A 12,991-nucleotide genomic window follows, 5' to 3' on the forward strand; every position below is an offset into this window, starting at 1 on the left:
CGCGCCTCGCGCGCGACATCTTTTCGCGCCTGTCTCCGGACTCGCGCGCCAGCTCGAAGCCACGGCCTCAAAAGCTGTCTCGCGCTATGCGCGCTCCTACAACAGCATCTTGCGAAGCTTGTAGAGCTGTTCCAGGGCTTCCCGCGGAGCCAGGTCGTCCGGGTCCAGCACCCGCAGCGCTTCTTCCACGGGCGAGGGTAACGGTGGCGCGAACAGGCCCATCTGTGGCGCGGATGCAGGCGGCGTCACCACCGCGGCGGTGACTTCATGGCCCTGCTCCAGCGCCGCCAGGTAGCGGCGCGCGTCGGCGATGACACTCTTGGGCAAGCCGGCCAGCGCCGCCACCTGCAAGCCAAAGCTGCGGTTGGCTGGGCCGTCCTTCACCGTATGCATGAACACCAGCTGGTCGCCGTACTCCACGGCGTCCAGATGCACGTTCGCGATGGTGCGGTACTCGCCGGCGAGCTCGGTCAACTCGAAATAATGCGTGGCGAAGAGCGTGAACGCGCAACTGGTGGCAGCCAGGTGCACGGCGGCCGCGCGCGCCAGCGACAGGCCGTCGTACGTGCTGGTGCCTCGTCCCACTTCGTCCATCAGCACGAGGCTGCAGTCTGTGGCGTTATGCAGGATGTTCGCCGTCTCGCTCATCTCCACCATGAAGGTGGACTGGCCGCGGGACAGATCGTCGCCCGCGCCGATGCGGGTGAAGATGCGATCGATGGGGCCGATGGTGGCGGCCGACGCGGGGACGTAGCTGCCGATGTGCGCGAGGAGCACGATCAGCGCGTTCTGCCGCATGTACGTGGATTTACCGCCCATGTTCGGGCCGGTGATCACCAGCATGCGGCGAGTCTTGTCGAGCACCAGGTCGTTGGGTTCGAACGGCTCCTCGCGGACCTTCTCGACGACCGGATGGCGTCCGCGCTCGATGCGGATGCCCGGCACGTCGGTGAGTTGCGGTGCGGTCCAGTCCAGCGATTCGGCGCGATCGGCAAGGTTGGCCAGAACGTCGAGTTCGGCCATTGCCGCCGCGGCGATCTTCAGCTCCGGGAGGCGTTCGATCAGCTTGTCCAGCAGCAGTTCGTACAGGGCCCGCTCGCGCATCAGCGAACGCTCCTTCGCCGAAAGCACCTTGTCCTCGAACTGCTTCAGTTCCTCGGTGATGTAACGCTCGGCGTTCTTCGTGGTCTGCCGCCGGGTGTAATGCTGCGGTGCCTTGTCGGCCTGCGCCTTGGTGATCTCGATGTAATAGCCGTGTACGCGGTTATAACCGACCTTCAGTGTCGGAATGCCGCTGGCGGCCTTTTCGCGCTCTTCCATGTCGACCAGGAACTGGTCGGCGTTGGTGGAGAGGCGGCGGAGCTCGTCCAGTTCGTCATCGTAGCCTTCGGCGAGGACGCCGCCGTCGCGCAGCAGCACCGGCGGCTGGGGAACGATGGCGGATGCGAGCAGCGCGGCGGTATCGGCGTGGTCGCCGATGCGCTCCACCAGCGCGTGGATCAGGGGGCTGTCGAGGCCTTCGATGTCCTGGCGCAAGTTCGGCGCCGCAGCAAGGCCATCGCGCAGCGTGGAAAGATCGCGCGGGCGCGCCGAGCGCAGTGCCACGCGCGCCAGGATGCGCTCCAGGTCGCCGATACCGCGCAGCCGCTCGCGCAGGCTTACGTGCCGGCGCGAATCGATCAGGCTGCCGATGGCCTGGTGCCGGCCGCGCAGCACCTGCCTGTCGCGCAGCGGGCGATTGAGCCAGCGGCGCATGAGGCGCGCACCCATCGGTGTCACCGTCTCATCAAGCACGCCCAGCAAGGTGTTCTCGACATTGCCGCTCTGGTGCGTGTCGATCTCGAGGTTACGGCGTGTCGCCGCGTCCATCGCGATCGTTTCCCCCGCGTTTTCCACCGCGAGGCCGGTGAGATGGGGGAGGGCGCTCTTCTGGGTTTCTTCCACGTAGCCGAGCAGGCAGCCGGCCGCGGCGATGGCCAGGGGCATGCCTTCCACGCCGAAGCCGAGCAGGTCGCGCGTCTTGAAGAAGCGGCACAACTCGCGGGTGGCCGCGTCGCCGTCGAAGTGCCACGGCTGGCGCTTGCGCAGGCCGGGCAGGGACGAAACGAGTTTCGGCCACGCCACGTCCTCGCCGACGAGGGTCTCGGCCGGCTGCAGCCGCGCCAGTTCGGCGGCGAGGCCTTCGGCGGTCGCCACCTCGGTGAGCAGGAAGCGGCCGGTGGAGAGATCGACCCACGCTAGTCCGTAGCCCTTGGGGCCGGCGGCAATCGACAACAAGAGGTTGTCGCGGCGCTCCTCCATCAGGGCCGCATCGGTCACCGTCCCCGGTGTGACGATGCGCACGACCTCGCGCTTCACCGGGCCCTTCGAGGTGGCCGGATCGCCGATCTGCTCGCACAGCGCCACCGATTCGCCCAGCTTCACCAGCCGGGCCAGGTAGTTCTCCACGGCGTGGTAGGGGACGCCAGCCATCGGGATGGGGGCGCCGGCCGACTGGCCGCGCTGGGTCAGCGTGATATCGAGCAGGCGCGCCGCCCTACGGGCATCGTCGTAGAACAGCTCGTAGAAGTCGCCCATCCGGAAGAACAGCAGGATGTCCGGGTGCTCCGCTTTCGCAGCCAGGTACTGGCGCATGAAGGGGGTATGCCCGGTGGTCGAACGGTCTTCGTCTAAAGCCATGATTTTCCGAGGTCGATGTCGTGCGGCGGCCGGGGGTGCCGCGCCGGCCGTACATGATAAGCGACCTGTGCATGGTCCGCTGGAGGTTCTCGGGAGAACACCTCTGCGGCATTGGACTACACCAGATTGGGACAGGGCTGACGGCCCGCATAAGCCATCAGCCCTAAGCTTCCGTCGAACCTTAGTGTGGTCCACAGGAGAAAAAACGCATGATGCAACGCTTACGACTCGGATTGATTGCAGGCGCCATGGCGTCGAGCGCCGCAACGATTCCCTACGCCGCACTCGCCAAGGAACCCGGTGCTCCGTCGGGCCTGGCCGATACGGCAAAAACGCGCGTCGCCAGTCGCAAGGTCCGCCTGGACCTGTCGTCCCTGGAACAGGCGGCGAACGCTCCCCTGACGAACGGAACCATTCGCTTCAAGGTGCAGCTTCCGGAAGGCGGGGAAACCGTGTTCACGCTGAAGGATTCCGGGGTTCTTCCCCCCGAACTCGCGGCCCGATTCCCGAGCATCCGTAGCTTTAAAGGATTCGATGAGAGCGGTCGCGAGCTTCGCCTGGACATCTCCGAGCTGGGTGTGCACGGTGTGGTGTTCGACGACCAGGGGGAATGGTCAATTCAACCCGAGACCACGGCCGCCAGGTCTTCTGCTGGAGACGGAGATTATCTTGTCCAGCGTACCGCCTCTTATCCCCGGCCGGTGGGCGTCTTCCCGTGGAATGCTTTGCCGAAGCCCAGGCGGGACGCCAAGCTGAATGGTGTAAGCCTGCCGATCGACAATCACCATCGTGAGTACCGGCTGGCCGTCGCGGCGACCAGCGCTTATACCCAATTCTTCGGGGGCAACGTCAGTCGTGGCCTCGCCAGTGTGGTCGAGTCGATCAATCGTGTGAATGCGGTTTTCGAAAGGGATCTTGGCATACACCTGACGCTGGTAAAGGACAACGACCGGATCATTTTCGTCGACCCCGCGACCGACCCCTACATCGACAGGTCCGGAAACAATGAGGACGATTTCGCCCGGTCCCAGAATACGGCGACGCTGAACCGTCTTATCGGCAGCGAGAATTTCGACGTGGGGCATGTTGTTGTTCTGGAAGCTGAAGGGCAGGCGGAAGACGCAGCCGTTTGCGGTGACGAAAAGGCTGACGCCGCCAGCGGGCTGGTGCCTGCAAGCGATGGCCCGGCAGGGCTGACCAAGGACTTCATCGATACACTCATCCATGAGATTGGGCACCAGTTCGCCGCCGATCACACGTTCAATGGCTGTGCGACCGAAGCCAACGCTCGCTATGAGCCGGGGAGCGGTTCAACGATCATGAGTTACGCGGGCGAGTGCTTCGCGCTCGATTCGGGCGGAGTGCTTTTGCCCAATCCGCTGCACAATCTTCAGGATGAGAAGGACGCATACTTCCACGGCAAGTCGATCGAAGAAGTGCGCGCTTTTATTGCAGGGCACGCAGCCACCTGCGGAATCACGCGCCCGAATCCCAGCCGCCCGCCCGTCATATCCCCGGTCCCGGATTCGGAGAACTCCGTGCCGTTCATTCCGGCGAGGACGCCTTTCTATCTCGATGCGCAGGCCGTATCGCCGAATCCGGCCGCTCGTCTCACTTATGTCTGGGAGCAGATCGACCTGGGCCCGAAGCAGGAAAATGACGACGTCTTGCACGACAAGGGACAGGGACCGCTCTTTCGTTCATTCCCGCCCTCGCCTTCCGGCACGCGTGTTTTCCCCAGGCTGGCAGCCGTCCTTGGCGAAGAGGACATCCGTCCCGGAGAGGCCTTTCCCGAAACCACCCGCGAGCTCAATTTTCGCCTGACGGTGCGCGACAACCTCGGCGAGCATGCGTCCACGGCGTCGATCGACCGGAAAATCCGGGTGGTGGACACGGGAAGTGCCTTCGCTGTCACGGCTCCGTCTGCGCAAGACCGGTGGCGGATGGGACGCCATCAGTTCGTCCATTGGAACGTCGCAGGTACCACGCGGGGTCCGATCGCGTGCCGGAATGTCCGGATCGATCTGTCCATCGATGGCGGACATACCTACCTTAACGAGCCGCTGCTCGCGTCCGCCCCGAATACGGGACGAGCGTGGATCCGCGTTCCGCAGTTGAGCGGGGAGCAATCGAAGGCACGTGTGCGGGTGGGGTGTAACGGGAATGTCTTCTTCGCGGTTTCGCCGGGGGATTTTCGTATCGTTAGGTAGGTCATGCCAAAGGCGGGCCACTTGAGGGCCGTCGCTCGGGCAAGATAACGGGCGGCGGCCGCGTCCAACCGGCGCGATCAATCGGCCGGGGCGCGACGGTTGCACGGTTTTTTTCACAACGTGCTGGTACCGTCTCCGCGGAGGGGGGCCGAAGGGTCCACGACCAGGAGTTGCAATGCTCGGCAAGCGAATGGATGGTGCGCGGGCGAGCGCCCGCATGCGATGGCTGGCCGCCTTGGCCATAAGCTTGGGCTTCGCGGCGGGGGCCGCGGCACAGCATGCCGGATCGCACGATTACGATACCCAGGACGAGCGGCTCAACGCCGTCTACAAGAAACTTTCGGGCTCGCTCGACGATGCTGGCAGGAAGGCGCTGCGGGAAGAAGAGCGGCAATGGATCGCCGGCCGCGACCAGGCCTGTGGCGTCAAGCCCGGCATGGTAGTGAAGAACACCTGCACCACGACCCAGACAAGCTTTCGCGCGGACGAACTGGAGAAACGCTTGCGGGGTGCGACGGGGCGGATTGCAGGCCAGGGGGTCGCCGCGGTAGCCGGCGACTGGGGTTATCGAACCGATTGCAACCTCGGCCATTCCGTCCAGTTGCACGTTCCGGCGGACTCCGCGACGGAGGGCACATGGTCGGACGGCAGCCGTACCGAGGGTAACTCCGGCCGCTTCAAGGGCGAATGGCGCGATGGGAAGCTCCATATGCGCTTCTGCGCCGAAAACGCCGAGCGCGGCGGCTATCCCGCATGCCCCGCCTACGGCGACGTGGACGGATACCTGACGCCGGAAGGCAAGCGGCTGGCCTGGTATCGGGCCGGCGAGAAATACGTCGCGCTGGAGCGCGTGGCGAAAGGCGGCAAGGCGCCGCTGGACAAGCAGTGCAAGGACGACATGTAACACCGACCATCGATCAGGAGCTGCAGCATGCCAGGACTGACTGATAATGAAGCACGCGCACTGTCCTATTTCGCCATCGGCGTGAGTTCCGAGGGTGGCGACGTGGCCTATAGGCTGAGTTTCGCGGGAAACATCAGCAACGATGCCCAGGGCCACCCCACGATGCATCCGATCGGTAACAGCGGATTCTCCATCGGCACGCTGCAGACTGATCTCGGGCAACACCCTGAAGTGGCGACGGAGCTGACCGATGCTTACCAGGCATGGGCGCGTACCGCGCATCCAGACTGGGTGCTCGACGTCGCCCAGCGCACGCAGACCATTGCCGACCTTGGCCGCACGGGTCACCAGATCGAGGCCCAGCATGGCCGCCCGCTCGACGCCACGGTGAAGTCCCGTCTTGATGCCTTCATGGGCAGCAACGCCGGGGTCAATTTCGTCCATCAGCACGACACTGCCCAAGTGAACAAGCTGATGACGAATGCGATCGCGCCGCTCCAGCAGACCGATCTGTATCGCCACGCGCCCGAGGCCGACCAGGCCCGGTTGATCACGATGACGGGCAAGCTCTATAACCAGAGTGAAACCTATGGAAACCGCCTCATCGGCGAGCTTCAGCGCGGCGAGCATCACAGCGTGGACGATGTACGGCGGTCCATCGACCGCTATCCGGATTACGTGACCGATGGTCGCGACCATGCGCTGGCGGGTGCGGCCTTGTTCAACGACCTGCGCGCCACCGGTCCCGATCACCCACTGCGCCCGGCATGGGATCACGTGGCCGGCAATCCGCTGGTCAATCCGACGCAGCTCGGCAACGATCCGACGCACCCGAGTCTTCCGCACGAATACGCCGCCATACGGGATGCCTTCACCGATCCGGCGCATTCGCGGCCGATGGTGCAGGCCCTTGGGCGGGGCGGCTCTTATGCGCAGACCTCGAACCACCGCGGTTTCTATGCCGAAGGCCGCGACCTTGTGACTTGGGACCGCTCAGGCCACGGTGCAGCCCTGGTCAACGGCCAGTGGACTTCCGTGAACAGCCGCGACATCTCCACGCACGTCAATACCGATCACACGCTGGACGTGAACTTGCAGCGCAACCGCACGCAGGAGCGCTTGCTGCACGTCACTCACCCGGGCCACGTGCGTGCCCAGGGTCCGGCTCATGCCACCGGCGACCACGTGCAGCACGCCGGGACCCTGCGTGAACATGACCACGCGCCCGCAGTAGGCGATGTGCAGCGCCGGCTTGCGCAGTTGGGCTACAAGGGGGCGGACGGCCGTCCACTACATCCCGACAACGATTTCGGCGCGAACACGACGGCCGCGGTCAAAGCCTTCCAGCGCGACCATGGTCTTGGCGACGATGGCGTTGTGGGAGCGAAGACTATGGAAGCCCTCAACCGTACGGTGCAACCGGTACCGATAGCTCTTAACGACGCCAGTCACCCCGGCAACGCAATGTATCGCCAGGCCCTGGGCGGGGTGCACGCCGTCGACGCGCAACAAGGCCGTACGCCGGATCGGCTGAGCGAAAACCTTGCGGCTTCTCTGACCACAGCCGCACACAACGAGGGGTTATCACGCATCGACCACGTGGTGCTGAGCGACGACGCCCGCCGCATATACGCCGTGCAGGGCGAACTCAATTCGCCGTTCAAGCAGATCGCGGAGGTGGACGTGGTCCAGGCGGTGGGCAAGACGGTGCCACAGAGCAGTGCGGAGTGGCAGCAGCCCCAAGCTCAGGCGCAGCAGCCGGCGCAATCGCAACAACAGCAGCAGCCGGAACAACCCGGCATGCACCGGTAATGATGGCCCGGCCGGCAGGTTTCCCTGCCGGGCGGGCTGCCAATCCGTTGGGGACGAACGAAGAACGTCGACGCACCCGACGATGTCACAGGGTCAGTTGCGGTATGTTCACCCTTTCCAACAGGCGTGACGTGAAGTACTTGTCCTGGTAGTAGCGAATTTTTTCGCACATCACAGGATGTGGGATGCCTTCGCAGAGGAACACTTCCTTCTCCGTACCCATTGCCTTTAGTTCCTGGGGGAGCATCAGGGCACGCTTCTCTTCACTGTGGCTGCGGGAGACATCGCCATTCTTGCTCTTGGTGATGTTCTCCCGGCGAACGGTGGTGTAACCCAGCATGTCGGAATAGTCGTTGGCATCCTGTTGCTCGCGTGGCGCGTAAACGATCTGCAGGGCATGGTTGGTGATGATGGTGCGCGAGATATCCTTGCCGTAAGTCGCATCCAGCTGGGCCATGCTCTGGATGATCGGCAGCAGGCGGATGTTGTAGCCCGCCATGTACGAGACGGCCGATGCGATGATCTCCACCTTGCCAATCGACGTGAATTCGTCCATCAGGAGCAAGCACTGGTGCTTCAGGGTCGGATCGTTCTGTGGCAGCACCTTGGTGTTGAGGTTGATCAGCTGGCTGAAGAACAGGTTCACGATCAGGCGACTCTCGGCCAGCTTGTTGGGCTGGATGCCGATGTAGATCGTCATCTTCTTCTTGCGCACATCCGTCAGGAGGAAGTCGTCGTCGCTGGTCGCCGCGTCGAGCACCGGGTTGATCCAGGCATTCAGGGGCTCCTTGAAGGTGCCCAGAATGGAAGCGAAGGTCTCATTGGCCTGCGACAACAGGTTGGCGAAGGCCGACTGGGCGTTCGTGCTCAGGCAAGGATCCTTGGAAAGTCGCGTGTAGAGCTCACGCAGATCTGTGCCGTCGCCGGACGACAGACGGTAGATCATGCCCAGTGTGGGTTTGCTGCGAACGATTTCAGGGCGACCCTTGGCATCGTCATCGTCCCATTTCTCGCAGAGGTAGAGCGAGAAGGCCATGAAGGCATTCCGCGCCTGGCTGACCCAGAATTTCTGGTCGTCGGAGACGTCGGGATAGAGCATCGACGCGATGCTCATGAGGTCGGATACGCGAAAGGCTGGATCCTTCGAGACGTAACTCAGCGGGTTCCACCGATGCGTGCGGCGGTCCTCGGCGAACGGGTTGAACAGGTAGATCTCCTGCCCCTGTGATGCACGCCAGCCGCTGGTCAGGTCGAAGTTCTCCTGCTTGATGTCCAGCACTACCACCGATTCCTGGTAGTCCAGTAGGTTGGGGATGACGACTCCCACGCCCTTGCCCGAGCGGGTAGGGGCGGCGAGGATCACGAACTGCTGGCCGGGGAGACGGACCAGATCGCCCTTGAACTTGCCCACGAGGATCCCGTTGGGCGCCGGGGCGAGCATTTTCTGCTTGCGCAGATCCGATGCGGTGGCGAAGCGTGCGTCGCCGTGCATGGATTGCTTCCTGGGCTTTAGCAGGAAGTACAGCACGACGCACCAGACCATGATTGGAAACATGAACCCTGCAAGGCCTGCTGTTTCAATCTTCCAGAGATATGGCCTTACCTGCGGTAGATCCAACGCTCTGACATAGCTCCAATACGTATTCCACCCGACATGCTCGTTCCTTAAGCCTAGGAACAGCAGCGTGAGATAGCCGGACAAATAATATCCAAGAACCAGAGTTACAACGGCGGAACCCGCCGCCCACGAAAAACGACGCTTGGCCATATGTGATCTCGTGAATGCAATTAGTGCGGGTATGGGTTGTTCGCGCCGCTACCCTTACCCTTCCATTTGCCGGCCTGCATGGCCTTCGGACAGATTCGCTGGTATTGGTCGAGCGAGTCCCTGTCCTCGAGAGTCCAACTTCGGCCCTTTGGATTTGGTTCGTCGCATTCCCATGTGTAGAGGAAGGTGCCACTACCGGGATCGAGGGGTATCCAACACTTATTCCATCCTTTGAGGCCCTCCCTACAGAAGGTAAACGGGTCATTGTCCCGATATCGGATGACCTCGTAGTATCCCGAATCCTGCGCAGAAAGCGTCGGGGCGAAAAGCAATGCAAGAAGGATGATCCGTATCTTCATGACGCACCGTCAGGTCAGTTTTGGAAAATTCGGGTTGAACTTGCGACGGTTGCTACTGTGTCGTGTTCGTCGCTTTCAGTGACTGTCGAGCACCTGTTTATCATGGCCCCGCTCCCGGCATACCCCTGGCGGTCTGCTGATGTTGCTGCTGCCCAGCCAGTGCCTGATCTCGCTGCGATGCCTGTTGCCAACTCTGGCTGCTGTGTTCGATGGGAGTCGACATCGCTCGCTGCGTGTCTACTTCGGCGACTTGCTTGAAGGGCGAGTTGGCGTCGCCCTGCACCGCGTAGGTCTTGCTTGCGTCCGCGCTTAATTCGACGTGATCGATGCGGTGCAGGCCGCCCTGGTGTGCTGCGACTGTAAGGGATGCAGCAAGCCTGTCGCTTCTTTCATCGGAGGAGCGTTGATGTAGCCGGTCCAGCTGGCGGACGCCATCCTGGGCCTGCCGAAAGAGGTCATGACCCGGGTGCCCGGGTTGGTCGATGTCAGGGCTTGGCTTGTCGTCGAACCACGAGCCAGGATGAGTGAGAGTGCCCCAGGCACCGGACAGCTTTTCGCCGATTACATGCCCTGCAGCGCTGATATCCTCGGTGATCTCATGTCCGGCTCGCTTCGTGGCTTCAGTCACTTCGTGAACTGCGTGCCCCATCGCGTGACCTGCGCCCGCAATATCCTTGACCGCCTCGTGCCCTAGCTTGTCGACGCTTTCCCCGATGGCCTTCGGTATTTCCCACGACGCCGACAACCCCGTCCGCATGCTCATGACGTCGCCGCGGTAGCGATCGATCATGCTCGCGTGTGCACGGTAACGAGCCTCGCTTTCGGGGCTGATGATCGACTGGCCGAGAAGATTGCTGCCCGGAACGAAGTTGTCGATGGCATGGGCATCGAAATCGGTGGCCTTGATCGGATTGCGCGGTGAGAGAATGCCACCGTCGTCGCGATAGCCGGCCTTCGACAGGGTGTCGATATCCTGTTGCGAGGCGTAAACCCGTACTTCGCCGAAATGCTCGCTGGCGGCGCTCACCAGGTCGCCGGCTCGCACGTGATCGATGACCTGATTTCCGCCAGCCGGAATGCCTTGTAGCAGACCAGCTGCGCCATAAGCGTTGAACGTCTCACCATGGAGGCCGTAACGCGCTGCGCTGATTTCCGCCAGTGTTCCTCCAAGGGAATGACCCGTCACCGAGATATCCGGTGGAGAATTTCCCTGGTCGTCGGCGTTCAGCCTAGCTTGAGCCATGGCGCGATCCGCGAACGCCAATGCATCGTGGGTCTGCAGATTTATCCCGGTCAAAACCATGCCAGCGTCCACGCCGCCGTCGTGGACCGGCTCCCGGTCGAATTCGGTGCCGCGAAAGGCGATGACTACCTGACTCGGTTGTACGTCCTCGCGAATATAAGCCTGAGCCTGGAAGCCCGTCGCCGGGTTATTTTCGGCGGCAAGAACGCGATACGTAACCCCATCCAGGGTGACTTTCTGGTTGACAGGAGTGTCGTGATAGACGTCCTGCGAAAGCAGGGCGTAATCGGTCGACCGCGGACTCACTGCCGTTTCTCCACGGCCTTCAGGGTGATGGAGAAGATCGAGCCTGCGTCATTGAAGTCCGACTTGCTTGGAGAACCTATGTCGATGCGCGAGCGTGACGACCGTTCATAGGAGCGCTCCGAAAAATACCGGACGACACTATTCTGGTTAAGAATGTCGTCGTGGTAAATCGCGGGACTGAAGTTTACTCCGCCGTGGTGAAAATCTGCGGAGGCACCGACTACCGACCAATGGCAGACGCCCAGGCCGAAGTAGTCCTCGTCCTGGATCTGGTCGACGTAGATCACCCCCTTGAATGTGTTGTCGCCAACACGTTCGAAGACGACGGGGAGTCTTTTCTGCGGCTCCACCGTCGCGCCCGTGACAGGAGTCAGTGGAACGCAGGCTCCATTGACAACCTTGTAATCCACAGAACCTTCTATCCGCTCGAAGGCTCCGGGAGCACCGGTGACCGTTGCGGTGATCTCGTAACGCATGCGCGGATTCGGGTTGAGCTTGATGTCGGGCTGTTTCATGGTGGCACCGTATGCGTGGGTGGACAGGAGCAGGAGGAGGGCGGAGGTCAGGCTGCTTATCGTCCTCATGGCCCCGCTCCCGGCGTTGCCCGAGCGGCCTGCTGTTGTTGTGCCTGCTGCTGTTGTTGATGGTCGGCCAAAGCCTGCCCCTGCTGAGCTGCCTGCTGCGAGGCTTGGCTGCTGCGCTCGACGGGCGTGGTCATGGCTTGCTGCGTATCCACTTCGGCGACTTGCTTGAACGGCGAACGGGCATCGTCTTGCATGGCGTGGACCCGGCTGGCGTCGGCGCTCAACTCGACGTGATCGATGCGATGCAGGCCACCTTGCTGCGCCGCGACGGCCAGCGAAGCAGCAAGACGGTCGCTCCTGCCGTCGGAGACTCGATCATGCTGCGCATCGAGGCGGCGGACCCCCTCGAGGGCCTGTTTGTAGAGCTCATGGCCAGGATGCGCCGGCGAATCGAGCTTTGGCGCGTCGTGCGTCTGCTGGTGCTGGAGTGCTTCCGCGGTGCGCGGACCGACGACGCCGTCCGGCTTCAGTCCATGCGAATACTGGAAGTTCTCCACGGCTTCCCGGGTGTGCTCGCCGAAGTGGCCATCGGGCGAAAGAGGGCGCCCGTGGGCATCGTGGACACCGAGCGCGTTCAGCCGTTCCTGCAATACCTGCACCTCATTCCCCCTGGCACCTTCGCGCAAACCATGTGCCTTGTCCTCGTGTGCAGGTGCATCGTGGGTTGGATGGGCGCCAACCGATGGGGCCGAGCGCTCTCGCCAGAAGGTTTCCGGATTTACCGGATGTCCCTGTGAATCCTTCATCTGGTAATGCACGTGCTGGGCGTATTGGCTCACTCCATCGGGACCACGCCCGCCCATGCGGCCGATCTCGTCGCCGGCCTCGATATGCTGGCCGACTTTCACCGACTGCGATTGCGTATGCAGGATCTCGTGGCTGTTGCCGTCCCTATCGCGGATCTTGATCGTGCCGTACTGCCCACCCACGAACGTGACTTCGCCGGCGATCGGCGTGTGCACGGAAGGGTGGGTGAGGTTGATACCGGCTTGCCCGCCTTCGTAATTGAAGTCGGAGCCACCGTGCGGGCCCTTGGCACGATGCTCGCCGTAATGGCCTGTGATGTGCGCCGAGCGTTTGCCCTGCTGTGGAAGGATCACGTTCATGACGTCTTGATATGGCATGG

General features: G+C 62.7%; 8 protein-coding genes. 3 read left to right on the forward strand and 5 right to left on the reverse strand.

What is annotated here, in order from left to right; genetic code table 11:
• Positions 1 to 96 precede the first annotated feature (96 nt).
• A complete protein-coding gene (gene mutS, locus ACR9ZH_RS09870) occupies positions 97 to 2,679 on the reverse strand; it encodes a DNA mismatch repair protein MutS (RefSeq protein ID WP_481290590.1) in 2,583 nt (860 codons plus the stop codon).
• Positions 2,680 to 2,888: 209 nt separating this feature from the next.
• Between mutS and ACR9ZH_RS09875 the strand changes: the two genes are divergently transcribed.
• The 3 genes from ACR9ZH_RS09875 to ACR9ZH_RS09885 all read left to right on the forward strand — a co-directional run bounded on the left by ACR9ZH_RS09875 (position 2,889) and on the right by ACR9ZH_RS09885 (position 7,605).
• Positions 2,889 to 4,889: a reprolysin-like metallopeptidase gene (locus ACR9ZH_RS09875; RefSeq protein WP_481290591.1), complete on the forward strand. Its 2,001-nt coding sequence runs from the start codon at positions 2,889 to 2,891 to the stop codon at positions 4,887 to 4,889.
• A gap of 235 nt (positions 4,890 to 5,124) precedes the next feature.
• Entirely contained in the window at positions 5,125 to 5,793 is a 669-nt protein-coding gene (locus tag ACR9ZH_RS09880) for a lysozyme inhibitor LprI family protein (protein WP_481290592.1), read from the forward strand.
• Positions 5,794 to 5,820: 27 nt separating this feature from the next.
• Positions 5,821 to 7,605 carry an XVIPCD domain-containing protein gene (locus ACR9ZH_RS09885; RefSeq protein ID WP_481290593.1) on the forward strand — a complete coding sequence of 595 codons (1,785 nt, stop codon included), beginning with the start codon at positions 5,821 to 5,823 and terminating at the stop codon, positions 7,603 to 7,605.
• A gap of 85 nt (positions 7,606 to 7,690) precedes the next feature.
• Here the strand turns inward: ACR9ZH_RS09885 and ACR9ZH_RS09890 are convergent, their stop codons facing one another.
• The 4 genes from ACR9ZH_RS09890 to ACR9ZH_RS09905 all read right to left on the reverse strand — a co-directional run bounded on the left by ACR9ZH_RS09890 (position 7,691) and on the right by ACR9ZH_RS09905 (position 12,989).
• Positions 7,691 to 9,373 (reverse strand): type IV secretory system conjugative DNA transfer family protein, encoded by a 1,683-nt coding sequence (locus ACR9ZH_RS09890; RefSeq protein WP_481290594.1) that lies wholly within the window; start codon positions 9,371 to 9,373, stop codon positions 7,691 to 7,693.
• A gap of 459 nt (positions 9,374 to 9,832) precedes the next feature.
• Complete coding sequence (locus tag ACR9ZH_RS09895) at positions 9,833 to 11,281, reverse strand: XVIPCD domain-containing protein (RefSeq protein WP_481290595.1); 1,449 nt, start codon at positions 11,279 to 11,281, stop codon at positions 9,833 to 9,835.
• The gene (locus ACR9ZH_RS09900; RefSeq protein WP_481290596.1) at positions 11,278 to 11,796 is read right to left on the reverse strand and encodes a hypothetical protein; all 519 of its coding nucleotides are present in this window, start codon (positions 11,794 to 11,796) and stop codon (positions 11,278 to 11,280) included. The genes ACR9ZH_RS09895 and ACR9ZH_RS09900 overlap by 4 nt, the downstream gene beginning before the upstream one ends.
• Positions 11,797 to 11,861: 65 nt before the next feature.
• The gene (locus ACR9ZH_RS09905; protein WP_481290597.1) at positions 11,862 to 12,989 is read right to left on the reverse strand and encodes an XVIPCD domain-containing protein; all 1,128 of its coding nucleotides are present in this window, start codon (positions 12,987 to 12,989) and stop codon (positions 11,862 to 11,864) included.
• Between the last annotated feature and the right edge of the window lie 2 nt (positions 12,990 to 12,991).

The organism is Luteibacter sp. SVR4-7G (assembly GCF_056755555.1).